The organism is Holophagaceae bacterium, assembly GCA_016720465.1.
GTDB lineage: Bacteria > Acidobacteriota > Holophagae > Holophagales > Holophagaceae > JANXPB01.
In genome coordinates, this window is sequence record JADKKO010000001.1 from 671,196 (window position 1) to 689,495 (window position 18,300).

The following is an 18,300-nucleotide window of genomic DNA, read 5'->3' on the forward strand; positions in this document are numbered from 1 at the left end:
TCATGAAAAGAGTTTAGCGGGCTTTCTTCTTGCGCGGTTTCGAGCCCGCGACCCGCAGCGCCTTGGCCATCCAATGCGCCAATTCCTCGGCATCTTCCAGGACTTCCTCGGGCACTTCGTAATAGCCCATTGCCCGCTCGTCCCCAAAGGGATGGAAGGCGTCCATGCCCTTGGCCTCGAAGTCGGCGCGATTGCTGTCGTCCACCTTGAAGTAGAGCCGGTCGTCATCCATCAGCGCGAAGAAAAGCGGGCCCGAGTAGATCCCCACGCCGCCGAACATGGATCTCGCGCTCACGGGCGCCGCGGATCCCAACTGGTCCAGCACAAATTCCCGGTAGGTCGCGCTAACCGCCATCTTGAGCCCTTCTTCCATGGATTTGGAGGTTTCGCATGCTCAGGAATGGATTTTACGATTTCCGAAAATCGGAAATTTGAAATGGGAGCCTGATCCTGGCTGCGCCAGGTCTGGTGCTTCCAGCATCACACCACCCCCGCGCCCACCCACGCAAGAGACCGGGGTACACTTGGACAGATGAGGCGCATTCGATTCCAATCCTTCCCGGTCCAGGCGCTGGTCATTGGAGCGCATGAGCCGTGGTGAAAGCGAAATCCGGAGTCAAAGCCCCCGCCACCAGCGGGCCGATTTCCATCCAGCTTCTCTCCGAGGCCCGTGTCCTTGAGCTGCACCGGGGCCTGGTGGCCTTTTCCGCCGCCACCGAAGCGCCGGTGAAGGATCTGGGGCTGCGGGACGAGGTCCTGCTGGAGGCCGCGGTGTCCCGCCAATTCCAAAGCACGGGCCTGTTGATGGAAGGTTCCGATCCCAGGGAGAAGACCGCCGCCCTGCTCCAGGGCCTGCTCGACGAACTCCCCTTCTACGATGGCAACGCGCAAACGGCGCTGCTGGCGACGCTGATCCACCTGGACCTGAACGGTTTCGCGCCCAACCAGGTTTCCCACGACGATCTGTACCGCCTTGTTTCGGCCCTGATCACCCATGAAACGGGCGAATTGCCGTTGAGGGGGGCCAAGGCCGCAAGCCGCAAGGCCGGTGTGAAGGCCACCCACGAAGATGAATTGTCCCGGGTGTTCCAATGGCTCATGGCCAATTCCAGGTGGGCCGACCGCCGGGAATATCCGCTCCCATTGCCCGAACTGAAACGCCTCCTGAACGGCCTGGACGCGGATCTCGGCGATCCGGCGGCCGGGCAGATCGAAGTGCTCAAGGCCGATGCCCAGACCGAAAAACGCTTCCTGGGACTGGGTTCCAAGACCGTGTCCCGCATGGTCCCAGTGATGAAATTCCCGGATCCGGGCGAGGACGGCCTGGTATCCGCCAACATCCTCCGTGACATCCAGAAGGCGCTTGGACTTTCCAGCCAGGACGAAAAACCCCTGTACGACTGGCTCGCCAAGGTTCAATCCTTCCTCAGGCAATACCAGACGCTTTGGCCGAGGCTGGCGAAGCTCTAAGATTTCGAGCGAGCTCCGAAGCCATCTCCTCAGGGGTCCCCATGTCCATCGAAGTCGCGCTTTCCTACCTCTCGTCGCCGCATCTCGAAGCCGATCTCCGCGCGGAATTGCAGGTCCTCATGACGAGCGCGGAGTCCGGAGACGCCGCGGCCTCGAGCGAGCTGGCGGACCGCTTTTCGGAACCCCTGGCCTTCGGCACCGGCGGCCTCCGGGGCATCATGGGGGCCGGCCTGAAGCGCATGAACAGGCCCAACGTGCGGCGGACGACCATGGCCCTCGCGACGGTGGCGAAACTCCACGCGCCGGGCAAACAGGTCGCGCTCGTGGGCTTCGACACCCGGCACAACTCTGCGGATTTCGCCCGGGAAGCCGCGCGGGTGCTCGCCTCGGAAGGTTTCCAGGTGTACCTGGGCGACCGGCCCCTGCCCACGCCTTTCCTCTGCTACGCCATGCGGAAATTAGGCGCCGCCTGCGGCGTTATCATCACCGCCTCCCATAATCCCAAGGCCTACAACGGCTACAAAGCCTATGACGACCGCGGCGCGCAGGTGCTCGATCCCTGGGATATCGAGATCGAAGCCAACTCGGCGGTGCTGCCCCTGGTGCCGAAAAGTCCTGCGGAATCCCTGGACCAGGGCATCCGCTCCATCCCGCAGGAAATCGAAGAAGCTTACCTGGCCCTGGGCCTGGCCCTGCGCCAGCAGCCCGCCCAGTACGAGCATGCCAAGCTGCTGTTCACCCCCTTCCACGGCACCGGCGGCGCCTTCGTGCCGGAGCTCTTCCGCCGCGCGCAGATCCCCTTGGATCTCTGCGGATCGCAGTCCGCGCAGGATGGCGACTTCCCTACCGCCCCCCGCCCCAACCCCGAGGAGATCGCCGCCTACGCCGCGCCCCTGGCGGACGCCCAGCGCCTCGGCAGCGACGCCATCCTGGCCAATGATCCCGACGCCGACCGCATCGGCGTGGTCGCGAAACGGGCCGGCGCCTGGGAGTTGATGAGCGGCAATGACCTGGCCGCCCTCACGCTGGACTACCTGTGCCGCCACAAAGGCCTCCGCGGCGTGTGCGTCAGCACGGTGGTCACCTCGGATTTCATGGCCGAAGTCGCGCGCCACCATGGCCTCCAGGTCATGTGGACCCTCACGGGCTTCAAGAACATCGCCGCCTGCATGGACCGCCTGGTGGAGGTCCGCGAACCCTACGCCTTCGGCGCCGAAGAAAGTTTCGGAATGCTCCTGAGCGATGAATTGCGCGACAAGGACGGCGTCATGGCGGCACTCGTGGTGGGTGAAATGATCGGCCATTTCAAGGCCGGTGGCTTGGGGTTGTTCGAAGCCGTGGATGCCCTGCAGGCCCGCATCGGCACCTTCCACAACCGCCTGGTGAACCTCGAGGACCCGCGGCCCGGAGGCGCCCAGCGATTCGGCGATGCCATGGCGCGCATCCGGTCCGCTGGCCTCGCGCAGCTCGGCGGCGAAAGAGTCCTGTCCTGGGAGGACTTCCAGAGCGGTTCATGGCACGGGCCGAAAGGCCAAGTCGAGCCCATCCTGGATCGCCCCGATCGCAAAGATATCGCCCAGGAGATCCCCCGCAGCAATGTGCTGAAATTCCGGCTGGAAAGCGGAGCCTTCGCCGCCTTCCGCCCCAGCGGCACCGAACCCAAGCTCAAGATCTACCTCCAAAGCCGCACGGACACCGCGCTGCTCGACAAGCTCGAAGCGGAAGGCAGGGAGTTGCTCGGAATTTAGGGGCCGTTATGGTTTGGCCAGTGCCTTTCTGGCCAAACCGTTACGGCCCCTTATGTCGGCCGCAGGCCGACGCCTCGGATGTTGCTCAACCCTAGGTCGGAGGCGTTACGGCCCCTCCAGCTATCGGACGCAGTGCGCCCTCCTGCTCACTTCGTTCGCAGAGCTGGAGCCTCTATGTCGGCCGCAGGCCGACGCCTCGGATGGTGCTCAGCCCTAGGTCGGAGGCGTTACGGCCCCTCCAGCTATCGGACGCGGTGCGCCCTCCTGCTCACTTCGTTCGCAGAGCTGGAGCCTCTATGTCGGCCGCAGGCCGACGTCTCGGATGGTGCTCAGCCCTAGGTTTGGAGGCGTTAGGGCTCCCCCAGCTATTGGACGCGGGCGTCCTGATGAGACCCTTCGACGAACCGGGTTACGGCGTCGTCGCCATCTGCCGGAAGGCCGAGTAGGAATTCGGCGATGGGACCGACGCCAGGCCCACCACCCGGAAGGCCCCCTGCTGTTGGCCGGGGGCCTGCATCCTCCGCAGGCCCGCGCCTGGGTTCAACCGGGAGAACATCATCGCCGAGGCCTTTTCGGTTGAGGCCGCGCCGACCTCCCCCCCGTTGATGGATCCGAACTGCCCATGGTCCACGTTCACGGGCCTGCCCGCGCGGAAGCCCCAGCGGTCATCCCACCCCGCGAAGCCCGTGAAATCGGGGACCTGCACCGCATGGGCGCCCGCCCCCAGCCAGCCTTCGCTGAACAGCAGGTACCAGTAGACCTGCTCCTGGTTCCCGTTCTGGATCAAGGCGAACTGTTCCAGCCGCGGCAATGGATTGACCGAAGCCCAGCTCAATCCCGGACGCAGGTAAGGGCCTGGAAGCCAATCCACCTGGAAGGGCTGCACGGGTGTGGGGAAGTTGATGGCCAGGGGCCCCGGCAAGGCCTGGCTGCCCCCGTAGACGGCCTCCCAATGGCCGGTGCCGAAGGCGCCGAATCCATAGGCGTAGCTGTCTCCGGGCAGGCCGTAGGCGGCTGGGAAGGCTGCATAGGACGGCAGGGCCGTTCCGTCCCCCAGCCCGAAATACTGCCCTCCCGACGTGAAATAACGGACGCTGCCCTGGATGGTTTCATCAGCCGCCACGGGCCCATAGGTGATGGCTTGCGCGGGCCCAGGAGCGAACCCATCGACGGCGAAGTCCACGTCCCGGGCCGCGTTCCCCTGCGCGTCGCGTCCCCGGTCCAGGAACAGCCGCGTGGGCGCATGGGTAGCGGGATCGGAATAGAGCCAGCCCGCCAGGTCCCCCTTGCCCTTCAACACCTGGGTCAGATAGGAATCAGCGCCGCCCTCGAACAGCAGCGCGGCCGCGCTGGTCACCAGGTAGCCCGATGAGGCTCCCTGGCCCAACAGGCGGCCCTGCAGCGAATAGAGGACCGGGTCGGGGCCGGGCGGCGGATCGCAGATGAAATAGACCCCCAGCGAATTCGATTCGGGCAGGGTCTGGAAAATGTAGTTCATCTGGAAGGCCTGGAAGGAGCCGATGGCGCAGTTGTACCCATAGGCCAGGCCATAGCGCCCCGCCGGATCCGTCACCGCGGCGAGGTAGGTACCCTGTTGTCCTTCCAGCAGCCGCCAGGAGGCATCGCCATCCTTGAAGGCCATGAAGGGGAGGTTGGCCTGGTCGTAGTTGACGTAGGTCGAGACCGGCAGCAGCCGGGCCGCCAGGACGCCCACCTTGAAAGCCGATTCCTGCGCTTCGAAATTCCCGCGGGCATGGAGCGTGAAGGCGCGATCCCCGGCGGTGGCGGACACAGGCACCCGCACGGTTATCTTGGCGGTCGCCGGGCCAGAGCCGAGGCTGAGGTTGGCTGGAGACACCGAAACCGCCAGCTCCGTCCCCTGGGGCGCCACCGCAAGTTCGACCGCGCCCGTGAAACCATCCAAGGGGCGGACGGTCACCGTGAAGACGCCCGCGGTGTCCGGCGCCACCGGCAGGGAGGCAGGGTCCAGGACCAGTTCCACGCCGGGAGCGCGGAGCGGCATGGACGGATTTTCCCCGGCGCAGCTCAGGCCCAGCGCCAACGCAAGGCCCGCCGCACATCCCTGGATCCGTTTCCGGACTTCGTCCACAGCTCACCTGCCCTCGAAACTTGGCCCAACGATTCCCGCGATGCGCTGCTTGCGCAAGAGCAAAGTGCGGAAGCGCTCCTGGGCCTCGAGCAGCGCCGAGCGGCGGCTCGGTTCATCGCCCATGGATTTGGGATCGCCCAGGCGGTCCACCTCTTTGCGGGCCAGCTCCAGGGCCGCGTTCACCCGCAGGACGCGCACTTCGCGCCGCCCTCCCTTCCCATCCTTCAGGTCCCTGGCATTGTTTTCAGTCCAGAGGGGTTCATAACTCACATTTCTAAGCTTCACCTGCTCGTGGCCGCTCAAATCCAATTCCTTCGTGAAGACCACGCGGAGGGCCGCGCTGTCCCGGTTGTCGCCGCCGGATACCGGAAAGAGGTCGGCGCGGTAGAAGCGGTCCTGGTTGGCGATGAAATTGCCCAGCGAAAAGGCCACGATGGCGGTCCGCCCCCCTGCCTCAAGCGGCTCGATGGGCTGGAGGACATGGGGATGGGAAGCGATGATCAGGTCGGCGCCGGCCTCGACCAGGCCCCGGGCGATCTCGCGCTGCCGCTGGGTCGGTTCATGCTGGTACTCGTTGCCCCAATGCAGGCTAACGACCACAGCGTCGGATCTGGAACGGACGGCCCTGATGGCTGCCTTGGCGGGTTCCAGGTCCAGGGGCCGCACCCAGGGTTCCGTGGCCTTCCGGTTGAGATCTATGTTGAATAGATCAGTAAAAGCCAAAAAAGCGAATCTAATTCCATTTTTTTCAATAATCACCGGCTGTTCGGCCTTGGCCTGGGTCTCGCCGGTGCCCACGGCCACGAGCCCGGCTTCCTTCAAACGGTCCAGGGTTTCGGTGATGCCCGAGGTGCCCTGGTCGAAGGCATGGTTGTTGGCGGTGGAAAGCACCGTGAACCCGCTGGTCCGGAGGGCCCTGGGGAGGCCTTCCGGGGCGTTGAATTGGAAGGGCACGCCGGGTTTTCCGGTGCGGGGCGCCACCGGCGTCTCCAGGTTGCCGAAGGCGATGTCCGCGCCCTTGAGGATCGGGAGCACGTCCGCCCACAGGCTCGGAAAGCCGGCCTCCGCCTGGTCGGGGGACTGCATGGCCGCCTTCTTCACGTCGGTGTGCATCATGATGTCGCCCACGGCCACGAGCTGCGCCTGGGCGACCACTTTCGGCAGCCGCGCCACATCGGGATCAGGCTTCGCCGGTCCCGGCTTCCGCCCGCAGGCCAACGCCAGCAGGAGGCAAAGGCTGGCTGTTCTCAGATCGATCAATGGGGATCCCCGGGCCCTTGGCCTTCCCCCGGACCGTAGAAGACTTCGACAGGGACTGCGGGAAGCGCAGCGCGCACCTGGCTGGCCAGCGCATCCAGTTCCGCGGCCCCCAGAGGCCTGGCCTCGGGCTCCGGCGTGGGACGCGCGACGGTATAGATCTGGATGGCCTGGAGCCGACCCCCCATGCCCTGGATCCCTCGCAGGATGCCGCAGTAGGCCTCGATTTCAGCCGGGGACGGACCCTTCCCTTTCCAACTCAGGAAAAGCGACTGGATGGTCAGCGGCCGCAACCGGGCCGTAACTTCAATATTTTCGAGGATGCGCCCGAAGGGGACGGAGGTCCGGTTGATCTCCTGGTAATAGGCCTCGGTGCCGGCATCGAGCTTGGCCCATATCTCACCGTTGTTGGCCATCAGGATGTCGAGGCCCTGCACCACCTCCCGGGCCTGGAGGCGGCTGGAATCGGTGATGAGCACGAGCTTCACGTCCTCCAAGCCCCGCGCCCACTTGAGATGGGCGATGCGCTCCACCACCTCGGCGAATTCCTTGGCCGTGGTGGGCTCGCCGTCGCCGCTGAAGGCGATGTCGTTGAGCCTCCGCTGGTCCGGCCGGGCCGAATCGAAGGGGGGGGACATGAACAGGCTGCCGTCCAGCGTAAGGTCCAGCAGGGCGGACATCTCCCGTTCCAGCAGGTCCAGGTCGATGTCGCTGCGCCTGCCGGGGGTCCTGCGGTCCACTTCGCAATAGACGCAATCGAAGTTGCACACCTTGTCGGGATTCAGGTTCACGCCCAGGGAAACGCCCTTCGACCGGCGCGAGATCACCGGATAGCAGTAGACGAAGTCCTCCCAGGCGCGGCGGTGGTCGAGGTGGGCTGGAATGAGTCCGGTCATGGGTTGGGCTTAAAGAAAAACACTACTCAGCTAAAGGCCCGAGCCGCAACCAAATTGAGCGACTCGGTCCCCCAAGCCTTTGCGCTTGTTAGGTTTCCATGGCCCAGGCACACTTAAGGATTAGGATCCGCGCCATAGGAACCTGCGCAGTCCAGGTTGTTTTGATACGGCCCTTTATGTCGGGGCGCCCTCGAACCGGCCAGTTTATTTTTCAGCAACGCCTTTGGGAGAAAACATGTCCTTCGAACGCACCTTCGCCATCGTCAAGCCGGATGCCGTGAAAGCCGGCCATGTGGGCGAAATCGTCAGCGCCATCGAGCGGAGCGGCCTCTCGGTCCGCAGCATGAAGCGCGTGCGGCTCAGCGCCGACATCTGCAAGGGCTTCTACCACGAGCATGTGGGCAAGGGTTTCTACCAGGAGCTGGAAGACTTCATGACCGAAGGCCCGGTCGTGATGATGTGCCTGGAGGGTGAGGGCGCGATCCTGAAATGGCGCGATCTCATGGGGGCCACCAATCCCGCCAACGCCGCGGATGGGACGCTCCGCAAGCGATTCGGCACCAACATCGGCCGCAATGCCACCCACGGCTCCGACAGCCCCGTGAGCGCGGCGTTTGAGGTGGGGTATTTCTTCAATGCGTTTGAGCTGAGCTGAGGGTCGAAAAGTTAAAAAGTTAAAAAGTTAAAAAGTTAAAAGAGCGCCTCTCGGCGCTCTTTGCTTTTGCAGGACTCTTCGACTCTTCAACTTTTCAACTCTTCGACTTTTTTGACTTCTCACCCCTCTTTCACCGCCCACAAGGCCGCCTGGCATAGCCGCTTCACGCCGCCCACGATATCCATGGTCTGGAGCGTGCTTTCGGTCAGCCAAACGCCGCCTTCGGGGGGCGTGGGGAGCTGGTCCTGGGAGGCCTTGCACCGCAGGAGGTGGGTGAGGTACAGGCGCTGCTGGCCTTCGAGTCCTTCCAGGCGCAGCAGCCAGGGCGTGGGGAGGCGCGAGGTCCGTTCGTCGAAGACCACCGGCAGCTTGCTGCTATCCGAGAAGCGGAAGGGGATCTTCCAGGTGGCGTCGATCAGGTTCTGGAGCAGCGCCGGGGGCAGGAATCCAGGCGCCCAGGGAACCTGGGGCGGCATGAGCAGTCCCCGGTGCGGGGAATGCACCGAAGGCACCAGAAGCACGGAAGGATTCGACGAACCATGCACCAGCACGCCTTCGATGAAGGTGGTCAGGTAGATGGGACCCTCGGCCATTCTCTATCTCCCTCCGGCGGACGACAGTTCCTTCATGATGCGGTTTTTAGCATTCTGCACCACCTCTAAGATTTGACCAGGGGAGACTTTCTCGACCGCCTTCGTGCGGCGGTCCCGCAGCTCGATCAGGCCCTCCTTCAGGCCGCGGGCGCCCACCATGATGCGCAATGGGAAGCCCAGCAGGTCCGCGTCCTTGAACTTGGCGCCGGGGCTCAGGCCCTCGCGCTCGTCGTGGAGCACTTCGAAACCGGCGGCTTCGAGGTCTTTTTCCACCTGGTCGGCCACGGCGCTGACTTCCGGATTCGCCGGGTCCAGGCTGAGCAGATGGATCTGGAAGGGCGCGATGGGCCAGGGCCAGATGATGCCGTCCGCATCGTAGTTCTGTTCGATGGCGGCGGCCACGGTCCGCGTGACGCCGATGCCGTAGCAACCCATGACCATGGGCTGCTCCTTGCCCTGCTCGTCCAGGAACGTGCAGTTCATGCTCTTGGAATACTTGACCCCGAGCTTGAAGACCTGGCCCACCTCGATGCCGCGGAAGGCCTGGTAACGACCGCCAGGTTTTCCAGTCTGGGCGCAGCGGGTGCAAGCATCGCCTTCCACCGCCATGCGGATGTCGGCGAAAGCGCAGCCCGGCAGGTCGCGCTCCGGCGACAGGCCGAAGTGGTGGTAGTCCGTTTTGTTCGCGCCGCAGGTGAGATTGACGGCGCCCTGCAGGCTGAGGTCCACGATGATCTGGACGTCTTTCAGCCCGACGGGCCCCATGAAGCCCGACTTGGCGCCGGTGAAGGCTTCGGCTTCTTCGATGGGAAACAATTCGATGTCCGTGGCGCCGGCGAAGTTCTTCACCTTCACCGGATTGACCTCGTGGTCGCCCCGGAGCACCGCGCCCACGAGCCGGGTGGTCTGGTCTCCGAACATCGCGCGGTACAGGAAGAACTTGCTGGTCTGCGGAACGGGCATTCCGCCGGGATGCTCCGCGTCGATCATGGCCGCGGCCTGCGGCTCCTGGCTCAGGATGCCTGGGGTGCAGAAATGATCCCGCTTCAGGGCGAAGGCCGCGCCGTTGTCCCGCAATCCTTCCTTTGGCGCCTCGGTCTTTTCGATGTTGGAGGTGTATTCACAGGCGTCGCAGCTCAGGATCCCGTCCTCGCCGCTGCCGGCAAGCACGTGGAACTCGTGGGTGAAGGAGCCGCCGATGGCCCCGCTGTCGGCCTCCACGGGCCTGAACTTCACGCCCAGCCGCGCGAAGATCCGCTTGTAGGCCTCGAACATGACCCAATACTCGCGGTCCGCGTCGGCATCATCCACGTGGAAGGAATAGCCGTCCTTCATGATGAATTCCCGGCCCCGCATGAGGCCGAAGCGCGGCCGGATCTCGTCGCGGAACTTGGTTTGGATCTGGAAGACGCTCATGGGCAGCTGCTTGTAGCTGCGCACGGTGCGGCGGACCATGTCCGTGACCACTTCCTCGTGGGTGGGCCCGAGGCAGAACCAGGTGTCCTTGCGGTCCCTGAAGCGCAGCAGCTCCTTGCCATAGAAGGTCCAGCGGCCGCTCTCCTCCCACAGCTCCGCGGGCTGGACCGTGGGCATCAGGATCTCCTGGCAGCCGTCCTTTTCGAGCTCTTCGCGCACGATCTGCTCGAACTTGCGGATGCTGCGCAGGGCCAGCGGAAAGTAGCTGTAGATGCCGGCCGCCTGTTTCTGGATCATCCCCGAGCGCATCATCAGCTGCTGGCTGACGACATCGGCGTCCTTGGGCGTCTCGCGGAGCGTCTGGATGAGGAGTTTCGATTGCTTCATGTGTGTCCCATTTTCAAAAGAGAAACTACGCGGAGGGTAGCGGAGGAGCGGAGGAGCGGAGGGGAGCGGAGAAAACAAGGGTTACAAAGGATTTTTTTTCTCCGCTACCCTCCGCTTCCTCAGCTACCCTCCGCGTGGTGTTTTTTCAGTTCAGCAGCGATCCGATGAGCTGGCTCGCGGCCTTGCCGTCGAAGGCGCCGCCTGCGGAAGCCTGGAGGGATTTCATCACGAGTCCCAAATCCTTTTTCGAGCTGGCCCCGGTCGATGCGATGGCCTGGCGGACTGCTTCTTCGAGCTGGGCTCCCTCCAGCATGGCCGGCAGGTAGGGCTTGAGGATGGCGATTTCGGATTGTTCGGCCGCGGCGCGGTCCGGGTGGCCGGCCTTCGCGTATTGCTCCACGCTGTCCTCGCGGCTCTTCACCAGCCTCTTGAAGACAGCGATGGAATCCGCCTCGCCGAGCCTCCCCTGGGGGCCCAGCCCCTTGGCGATGGCCTCGTTCTTGTAGGCCGCCAGGGCCATGCGCAGCACGCCCGTCCTGGCGCTGTCCTTCGCCAGCATGGATGCTTTGAGATCGGCCTGGAGGCGGTCGAGCATGGGAACCTCGTGGATGGCAACGGCCGGGTCTTCAACCCCGCCGGAGGATGTTGGTAAATGCGAAGAACGGCGCCAAAGCGCCGTCCCTCTTCAACCCATAGCTTACAGCCTGCTAGGCCTGCTCGTACTTGATGACTTCCACCGGGCAGCCAGCGGCGGCGGCGATGATGCTGTCGGCCAGTTCGGTCTGCACGTCGTCGTTCAGTTCGCTCATTTCCTCGCGGTTCTCGCTGTCGATGCCGTCCTTCCGCACGCCGCCCATGATGTTGCAGCTGGTGTCCGTCACGTGGAACACGTCGGGGGTCTCCGCCTCGCAGGCATTGCACACGATGCAGCCTTCTTCGATCCAAACCTTGGTGATTGCCATGGGGTTGTCTCCTCCGTCTCCACACTGGGCGAACCCTCCAAGATTATCAAAGGACCCGGGCATCTCCAAGCGCGGACCTTGTGGGAGAATCGAGGTCCGTGGCCTCCCGAGAGCTCGACATCCTGACCCGCATCCGGGCTTTGCTGCCCGGGGGCGAAGCGCTTGTGGACGATTGCGGCGCGGTTCCCTCCGCGCCGCCGGGCGAAGTGCTTCTGGTCACAACCGACCTGATGGAAGAGGGGATCCACTTCCATAGGGCGTGGCATCCGCCGGAACTCCTCGGTTCGAAGCTGTTGAATGTGAACCTCTCCGACCTGGATGCGTCCGGCGCCGCTTGCCTGGGATTCACTCTCACGCTGGCCCTGCCGCCGGACCTGGAGATGGCCTGGGTGGAATCGCTGCTGAAGGGACTGGCTGAGACCGCGCGCGGCTCAAACCTCCAGGTGATCGGGGGCGACACGGTGGGCAGGTCCCAAGGCATCGGCCTCGGCATCACCGCCTTTGGCTCCGCCAGGCGGTGGCTGCGGCGCGACGGGGCCGCCATGGGCGACCGCATCTACGTGGACCAACCCTTGGGCCGCAGCCTGAGGGGTTTGAAAAAACTCCAGGCCGGCGAAAGGTGGAATGCGGCCCGGCCGGACCCCGACATCGCCTGGCACCTGGATCCGGAACCCATGCTCGGACTGGGCCCGCGGCTCGGAGGCATCCCGGAAGTCCATGCGTGCATCGACCTTTCGGACGGGCTTTCGAAGGATCTCAGGATGCTGGCGAAAGCCAGCGGCGTGACGCTGGAATTGGAGCCGGGGCTCGCCGCTGACGAACTTTTCGGCGGCGAAGACTACGCCCGGTGCTTCGCTTCCTCCATGGAGCAACAAAAGCTGGAGGCCTGCCTGGGGATTCCGCTGAGGGCCGTGGCCGTGGCCGTGGAGCAGCGGGAATCGCCGCTTCTCGTCTATGATGGAGGTTCCTGGATTCCTTTGGATGACCGCAGCTTTGACCACTTCGAACGCTCAGACCGCCCCCCGGACCGCACCGGCCATTCATGAGTGATGCCCCCGGCCCACCCGGCCCACCGGCCTCGCCTGCCCAGGTAAAGCCCTCGAAGGGCCTGTACGCGAAGCTGAAGCTGCACATCCTCCATCCGGACCTGAGCGCCGAGAGCATCGCCTGGAGCTTCGCCCTCGGGCTGGCCGTGGCATTCAATCCCCTGCTCGGCATGCATACGGTCATGATCCTGCTGTTCTGCGCGCTGTTCCGCGGCCTGCACCGGCCGCTCATGTTCCTCGCGGCCTTCATCAACAATCCGTGGACCATGGTGCCCATCGCCACCGCCTCGGCCTACCTGGGCAATTTCCTCAGGGGGCGGGGCATGAACCTGGACCTGTCCACCATCCACTGGCGAGAGATCGGCTGGCGCAGCTTCGTCACCTGGCAGGGCTTCGAGGCCATGCACGACATGCTCAGGCCTGTGCTGAAATCGTACCTGTTCGGAGGCATGCTGCTGAGCCTCCTTGCCATCCCCGCCGGTTACTGGGCCATGCTGGTGCTAGCCCGCCGCATGCGGCGGATCCATTTCCACCATTCACACGGAGGCACCCATGGACATGCGATTCCTGATGAAGCAGGCCCAGGCCATGCAGGCGAAACTGGCGGAAGCCCAGAAGACCCTGCGCGCTGAAGGCACCGCCGGCGGCCAAATGGTGAAGGTCACGGTGAACGGCGCGAAGGAGGTCCAGCAAATCTCCATCGCCAAAGAGGCCATGGACCCCGAGGATCCTTCCATGCTCGAAGACCTTCTGCTGGCGGCCTTCAAGGATGCGGCGCTGAAGGCCGATGAGGCCATGGCCAAGGCCACCGGAGGCATGGGCGCCGGGTTGAACATCCCGGGGCTGAAGGCCTGATGGACTTCCCCGCTCCGCTCCAGTCGGTGGTCGACGCCCTGCAGAAGCTCCCGGGGGTGGGGGCGAAAAGCGCGCAGCGGATGGCCCTGCACCTTCTGAAAGAAGGGCCGCAGGCCATGGAGCACCTGGGCCATCTGCTGACGCAGGCCGCGCAGCGCGTGGGGTTTTGCGAACAGTGCGGCGCCTTCACGGACCAGCCGGCCTGTTCCATCTGCCGGGATCCGAAACGCGATCCCGCCTCGCTGGCGGTGGTGGCGGAGGCTTCCAATGTCCTGAGCTTCGAACGCAACGGCCAGTTCCGCGGGCGCTACTTCGTGCTGGGCGGGCTGATCTCCCCGCTTCGCGGCATAGGCCCCGACCAGCTCAAGATCCGCGAGCTGCTCAAGCGCCTGGAGGATCACAAGGTCCAGGAGATCATCCTCGCCCTGAATCCCACCATGGATGGAGAGGCCACGGCCGCATGGCTGGCGCGGACCCTGGAACCGCTGCGGCTGAAGGTCACGCGGATCGGCATGGGCCTTCCCGTCGGCAGCGACCTGGAATACGCCGACGACCTGACGCTCAGCCGGGCCATGGAAGGGCGGCGGCCCGTCAATAGCTGATACGAGTTTCATTCGAAAAGATAAAAATTCACCACAAAGACACGAAGACACTAAGAAAGCACCAAGCTCCAACATGGCTGATTTCGGCTCAAAATCGCTTCGCGAGGCGCGTAGCGCCTGCGGGCTGAAGGCCCGCAAATTCAGGTGGCCCGGCGCGGATCACACCTAAGCGTGAGTCCGCCGCCGGGCCACCTGAATTTCATCTGCGAAGCTCGCACATGATGGGTCTCTTTGTGTCCTTTGTGTCCTTTGTGTCCTTTGTGTCCTTTGTGTCCTTTGTGTCCTTTGTGTCCTTTGTGTCCTTTGTGTCCTTTGTGTCCTTTGTGTCCTTTGTGCCTTGGTGGTCCTATTTCGTTGAATTCAACTTGGGCTGAATCCCGGAGCGGCTCCAACCGGCCTGGCGGCGGCGGTCCGGCCCGCTGGCTTCAACCTTCGGGCGGCTCCGGCCATGGGCTCGGTTCCCCGATGCCCCACCGGCGCTGGTACCACACCTGGTCCATGTAGAGGCCCAGGGCGGGGGCTGAAATGCCGGATCCGCGGCGGTCCCGCCCGGCGAGAATGCCCGGGATAGAATCCGGCGCTTTTCGGCCGCGGCCGATGTCCACCAGCGTCCCGGTCATGATCCGAACCTGGTGCATCAGGAACCGGGTGCCTTCGAAGACCAAGTCCAGGGCGGGTCCTCGGTCCACCAGTTCCACCTTGAACAGGACGCGCACTGCGGATGTGGCCGAACATTCCGCCGCGCGGAAGCTGGAGAAATCATGCTCGCCCACGAGGTGCGCGGCTGCCTGGGCCATGGCTTTCCGGTCCAAGGGCGCTTTTCCGAACTGATGCCAGGCCCGGTCCAGCAGGAAGGGATCCGCCGAAGGCCCCTCCTGGAGTTTGTAGACGTACCGCTTGGCCACAGCATGGTGGCGGGGGAAAAAGCCGGCAGGCGCGGGCTCGGCGGTCATGACCCGGACCTCCCCCGGCAGATGGGCGTTGAGCGCCGCCATCAGGCGGTAGGGGTCCCAATCCCTCGTTGCGAGCACCAGGACCCCCTGGGCCCGGGCATGCACCCCCGCGTCCGTGCGGCCGGTTCCCTGGGGCATAGGCGCCCCGGAATCGATGGCTTGAAGCGCCTTCCAGAATTCCCCCTGGACGCTCCGCAAAGTGGTCTGGATTTGCCACCCGAAGAAGTTCGTGCCGACGTAGGCCAGGCGCAGGAAGAAGGGAAAGGACATGGCCTCATTGTAGGCTTGGGGGGCTTTTCCGCGGCCAAGATTCCGTGGAACGTTGCGATTGCTTTGCTGTGGAACAATGCTGCTTCCGGAAGGCCCACCATCAGTGCATCTGCTTATTTTCTAGAAGTTAGGACAGAGTATTTATGGGTCTTCAGCCATCCATCGACCACCTAGATCTCCTGTCCATGCCTGATTACGAAAAAAATTATTTGAAAACCCTTGACATCACTACATCCTGACCGTACCTTCGTTGGAGTTTAGCAAAAACCTAGGAACCGTAAGGGTTTCCAGCTCCTTCCTAATTGAAAAGCCAGTGGAACCGGGACATCTCATGGTGGGGTGATTCCGATTTCCTTTACCCGGGGACCGATGTCCCCATTTTCGGAGGTATTACATGAATAAAGCCGAACTGGTCACCGCCATTTCGGACAAGGCCGGAATCACCAAGGCCCAGGCTGCTGCAGCCCTGGACCAGATGATTTCCAGCGTGTCCGGCGCCCTGCGCACAGGCGACAAAGTCACCCTCGTGGGCTTTGGAACCTTCTCGACGGTGAGCCGCGGACCCCGCACGGGCCGCAATCCACGGGACAACAAGCCCATCAAGATCGCCGCGAAGAAGGTCGCGAAGTTCAAGCCGGGCAAAAAGCTTGCTGACGACGTGAACGGCAAGGGCGGTAAAAAGAAAAAGTAATACCCGAAATCGCAGTTATCTCCTGAAACTTGGTGATGTTGTTCAGCCCACTTCAGTGGGCTGAATTTTTTATCTATTACTGTTTTTCACCCATTATTTTTTGTTCCACACCAAGAAAATCAAAAATCGGCTCTGCCTACGCTTCGTTCCAACGGGTCCGCCTTAAATACCGCCATGGTTGGATCGAGCGGAGGAGTAATCCGGGAAAAGCCCTGCCTTCCCCGGCCTGGGGTCCAGGTCCTCCTGTGAAGGCCCATGGATGCACGATTCCTCTGGCCCCGGCCTCCAGCGATGTCATTCTTAAGGGTTCGCATGACCAGCCCCCAGCCCCTGAATCCGACGCCTCCGATCGCCCTCTGCCTGGGCGGCCTGGATCCGTCCGCCGGGGCGGGCCTGCTGCGGGACGTGATGACGCTTCAAGCCCTCGGTGTCCATCCCATGGCCGTCAGCACAGCCGAAACCATGCAGAACGGCCTCGCCTGCCTGCGCGTCGAAGCACCCTCCATGGACCCGGTGAAACGCATCGAGGCCCTTGGGCCGCACCTCGCCGGGCGGTGGGGCGTGAAGCTGGGCATGGCGGCCTTGGATGAATCCACTTTCCTGCGCCTTGCAGCCACCCTGAAGGCCCTGGATCCACCCATCCGGATCTGGGACCCCATCCTGGCCCCCTCGGCGGGCGTGGGGCTCCATGACGGGGCGGATCTGCGCCGCATGGCGGATGTCCTGCTCAAAACAAGCGGCTGGGTGGTGAGTCCCAATCGGGGAGAATCCGCCGCGGCCGCCGGCCTGCCTCCGGACCAGATCCAGACCGCCGAGGCTGGCCACCTGGCCCGCCCCTGGCTGGAGCGGGGCGCCAAGGCCGTGTGGCTCAAGGGCGGCCATGCTCCGGGTCCCGGGGTCCAAGATCTCTGGATCACGGAGGACGGCATCACGCCCCTGCCCGCTTCTCCCCGTCTCCCGGGGCAGCGGCGGGGCACCGGCTGCACCCTGGCCGCCGCCTGGCTGGGGCTGAGATTGTTGGGGCGCTCGGAACTGGCCGCCGCGGGAGAATCGGCGGAGCGCCTGCGGAATCGCTGGAGCCAGGCCTTCGCGCCCGGCGGAGCGGGCCGCCCGCTCTTCGCGCCAGAGGCGCTGGCCGGCCCGCCGGAGGCCCCGTGCGATTGACGGAAGGCAAAGGCTATTTCATCCGCTGCGCCGCCGACACGCCCTTCGCGGGATGGACGGGCACCCGGGTTCTGGAGGGCGTCGCCCCCACGGCACCGCTATCTCCCTGGATGGCCCTGCGGGCCCTCAACGAGATGGCCTCCCTCCTGCCCGGCGGCCTGGCGCTGGTGTGGGACGCGGAGCCCTCCTGGCTCCATGCGCTGAGCGGCGATTCCCGCACGGGATTCTTCCAGGCCCTGAGCACCCTGCCCGGCCTATCCCTGCATCTGCGCGAGGCCGCGGCCGGGCATTTCAGCCATGGCATTTTCCGGGGCTGGATCCATGGTCCCGGCATGCCCACCGGCGCCGCCGGAGAGCTTTGGCGCCATGGGGCGCTCGGCTGGGTGCCCGATGCCGGCAAGGCCTGGTCCCTGCCGGATTTCGGCCATGTGCCCCACGGTGAAACCGCCCTCCTCGGCGCCTCCGATGAGGTGGTGCCTGGTTTCCTGTGGGGCGAGCTGCTGTTCCCTCTGGGGGCCCTCTCCTCGCTGGATGCGGAGGGCATCGCGGCGGACCTAGAAGGCCTCCAGACCGAACTCGAACGCGCCTTCAGCCTGCGCCTGGCCGAAGGAGGCTGGCCCTCGGCCCTGCCCTTCCAGCGGAAGCGCTGCGGTTGGCGCCTGGGGGTCCTCGGGGGCTCCGAATTCCAGGGCGCCAGCGGGGATTGGAAGGCCGCGGCAGACGGCCTGGCCGGCCTCGTGCGCGTCCTTGAAGCGCGCCTCAAATCCTCCATCCAGGCCGGTCCCTGCCATGATGCCGGGGTGGCCCACCAGTTGGGGCTCCAGGCCATGCGCGAGGGCCTCCCCTGGCGCAACAGCCTGCCCCTTCCGCCCGCGCCCCCGAGCTTCACCACGGGCCTTGGCGCCGACGCCCGCGTTCCTTCTCCCCTGGAATCCCGCGCCGCCTTCCCGCTTCCGCTGCGGGAACTGCTGCAGCATCCGCCCATCGCGCTCCTGCGGGTGCCGGCCGTGCCCAGCGAGGGCGCCGCCGAGGCCCTGCTGGCCCGCTTCAGCGCCACGCCTGCGCTGCGCTGGCTTCCGCCCGACATGCCTCTGCCGGGGCCCTTCCTCCCCGAGCAGCCCTGGGCTCCGGCGGGCGATTTCCCCTTTCCCTCGGACCCAAGCGCGGGCGTGCAACTGGGCTTGTTCGGAGAATGGGAATGAACGGGATACTGAAGCAATTCCCT

20 protein-coding genes are annotated in these 18,300 nt (G+C 64.6%); 10 read left to right on the top strand and 10 right to left on the bottom strand.

All coding sequences use genetic code 11. The annotated features are described in order from the left end of the window. Nucleotides 1-13 precede the first annotated feature (13 nt). Nucleotides 14-355, bottom strand: coding sequence for a TfoX/Sxy family protein (locus IPQ13_02925; GenBank protein MBL0209858.1), 342 nt, complete (start codon nt 353-355; stop codon nt 14-16). Nucleotides 356-597: 242 nt separating this feature from the next. Here IPQ13_02925 and IPQ13_02930 point away from each other — a divergent pair, with 242 nt between their 5' ends. Then, nucleotides 598-1,470 (top strand): hypothetical protein, encoded by an 873-nt coding sequence (locus tag IPQ13_02930; GenBank protein ID MBL0209859.1) that lies wholly within the window; start codon nt 598-600, stop codon nt 1,468-1,470. 41 nt (nt 1,471-1,511) lie between these two features. After that, entirely contained in the window at nt 1,512-3,218 is a 1,707-nt protein-coding gene (locus IPQ13_02935) for a phospho-sugar mutase (protein MBL0209860.1), read from the top strand. 409 nt (nt 3,219-3,627) lie between these two features. Here the strand turns inward: IPQ13_02935 and IPQ13_02940 are convergent, their stop codons facing one another. From IPQ13_02940 to IPQ13_02950, 3 genes are read right to left on the bottom strand one after another with little or no spacing between them, the layout of a single operon-like run. Next, complete coding sequence (locus IPQ13_02940; GenBank protein ID MBL0209861.1) at nt 3,628-5,328, bottom strand: hypothetical protein; 1,701 nt, start codon at nt 5,326-5,328, stop codon at nt 3,628-3,630. Between the two features lie 3 nt (nt 5,329-5,331). Further along, nucleotides 5,332-6,588 (bottom strand): CapA family protein, encoded by a 1,257-nt coding sequence (locus tag IPQ13_02945; GenBank protein MBL0209862.1) that lies wholly within the window; start codon nt 6,586-6,588, stop codon nt 5,332-5,334. Beyond that, nucleotides 6,585-7,481, bottom strand: a complete 897-nt coding sequence (locus IPQ13_02950) for a radical SAM protein (GenBank protein MBL0209863.1) — start codon at nt 7,479-7,481, stop codon at nt 6,585-6,587. The genes IPQ13_02945 and IPQ13_02950 overlap by 4 nt, the downstream gene beginning before the upstream one ends. A gap of 235 nt (nt 7,482-7,716) precedes the next feature. Between IPQ13_02950 and ndk the strand changes: the two genes are divergently transcribed. After that, on the top strand, nt 7,717-8,136 hold the full coding sequence (ndk, locus tag IPQ13_02955; protein MBL0209864.1) for a nucleoside-diphosphate kinase: 420 nt from the start codon (nt 7,717-7,719) through the stop codon (nt 8,134-8,136). Nucleotides 8,137-8,255: 119 nt separating this feature from the next. Here ndk and IPQ13_02960 read toward each other — a convergent pair whose 3' ends face one another. From IPQ13_02960 to IPQ13_02975, 4 genes are all read right to left on the bottom strand, one after another. Then, a complete protein-coding gene (locus tag IPQ13_02960; protein ID MBL0209865.1) occupies nt 8,256-8,729 on the bottom strand; it encodes a hypothetical protein in 474 nt (157 codons plus the stop codon). A gap of 3 nt (nt 8,730-8,732) precedes the next feature. Beyond that, a complete protein-coding gene (locus tag IPQ13_02965) occupies nt 8,733-10,532 on the bottom strand; it encodes a proline--tRNA ligase (GenBank protein MBL0209866.1) in 1,800 nt (599 codons plus the stop codon). A gap of 145 nt (nt 10,533-10,677) precedes the next feature. Continuing rightward, a complete protein-coding gene (locus tag IPQ13_02970; GenBank protein ID MBL0209867.1) occupies nt 10,678-11,127 on the bottom strand; it encodes a GatB/YqeY domain-containing protein in 450 nt (149 codons plus the stop codon). Between the two features lie 112 nt (nt 11,128-11,239). Then, nucleotides 11,240-11,494 (bottom strand): ferredoxin, encoded by a 255-nt coding sequence (locus IPQ13_02975; protein MBL0209868.1) that lies wholly within the window; start codon nt 11,492-11,494, stop codon nt 11,240-11,242. 98 nt (nt 11,495-11,592) lie between these two features. Here IPQ13_02975 and IPQ13_02980 point away from each other — a divergent pair, with 98 nt between their 5' ends. Genes IPQ13_02980 through recR form a run of 4 tightly spaced genes read left to right on the top strand, consistent with a single transcriptional unit; the run spans nt 11,593 to nt 13,997 of the window. Then, nucleotides 11,593-12,540 (top strand): hypothetical protein, encoded by a 948-nt coding sequence (locus IPQ13_02980; protein MBL0209869.1) that lies wholly within the window; start codon nt 11,593-11,595, stop codon nt 12,538-12,540. Continuing rightward, nucleotides 12,537-13,172, top strand: a complete 636-nt coding sequence (locus tag IPQ13_02985) for a DUF2062 domain-containing protein (GenBank protein MBL0209870.1) — start codon at nt 12,537-12,539, stop codon at nt 13,170-13,172. The genes IPQ13_02980 and IPQ13_02985 overlap by 4 nt, the downstream gene beginning before the upstream one ends. Further along, nucleotides 13,093-13,395 carry a YbaB/EbfC family nucleoid-associated protein gene (locus IPQ13_02990; protein ID MBL0209871.1) on the top strand — a complete coding sequence of 101 codons (303 nt, stop codon included), beginning with the start codon at nt 13,093-13,095 and terminating at the stop codon, nt 13,393-13,395. The genes IPQ13_02985 and IPQ13_02990 overlap by 80 nt, the downstream gene beginning before the upstream one ends. Continuing rightward, nucleotides 13,395-13,997 (top strand): recombination protein RecR, encoded by a 603-nt coding sequence (gene recR, locus IPQ13_02995; GenBank protein ID MBL0209872.1) that lies wholly within the window; start codon nt 13,395-13,397, stop codon nt 13,995-13,997. Before IPQ13_02990 ends, recR begins: the two co-directional genes overlap by 1 nt. A 140-nt stretch (nt 13,998-14,137) precedes the next feature. On the opposite strand, the gene IPQ13_03000 is transcribed toward recR, so the two are convergent. After that, the gene (locus IPQ13_03000; GenBank protein ID MBL0209873.1) at nt 14,138-14,389 is read right to left on the bottom strand and encodes a hypothetical protein; all 252 of its coding nucleotides are present in this window, start codon (nt 14,387-14,389) and stop codon (nt 14,138-14,140) included. A 33-nt stretch (nt 14,390-14,422) separates the two neighbouring features. After that, the gene (truA, locus tag IPQ13_03005) at nt 14,423-15,220 is read right to left on the bottom strand and encodes a tRNA pseudouridine(38-40) synthase TruA (GenBank protein ID MBL0209874.1); all 798 of its coding nucleotides are present in this window, start codon (nt 15,218-15,220) and stop codon (nt 14,423-14,425) included. A 394-nt stretch (nt 15,221-15,614) separates the two neighbouring features. On the opposite strand from truA, the gene IPQ13_03010 reads away from it, so the two are divergent. The 3 genes from IPQ13_03010 to IPQ13_03020 all read left to right on the top strand — a co-directional run bounded on the left by IPQ13_03010 (nt 15,615) and on the right by IPQ13_03020 (nt 18,277). Continuing rightward, a complete protein-coding gene (locus IPQ13_03010; protein MBL0209875.1) occupies nt 15,615-15,911 on the top strand; it encodes an HU family DNA-binding protein in 297 nt (98 codons plus the stop codon). Nucleotides 15,912-16,223: 312 nt separating this feature from the next. Beyond that, nucleotides 16,224-17,075: a bifunctional hydroxymethylpyrimidine kinase/phosphomethylpyrimidine kinase gene (locus IPQ13_03015; GenBank protein ID MBL0209876.1), complete on the top strand. Its 852-nt coding sequence runs from the start codon at nt 16,224-16,226 to the stop codon at nt 17,073-17,075. After that, a complete protein-coding gene (locus IPQ13_03020; GenBank protein ID MBL0209877.1) occupies nt 17,066-18,277 on the top strand; it encodes a hypothetical protein in 1,212 nt (403 codons plus the stop codon). The genes IPQ13_03015 and IPQ13_03020 overlap by 10 nt, the downstream gene beginning before the upstream one ends. The last annotated feature ends 23 nt before the right edge of the window (nt 18,278-18,300 follow it).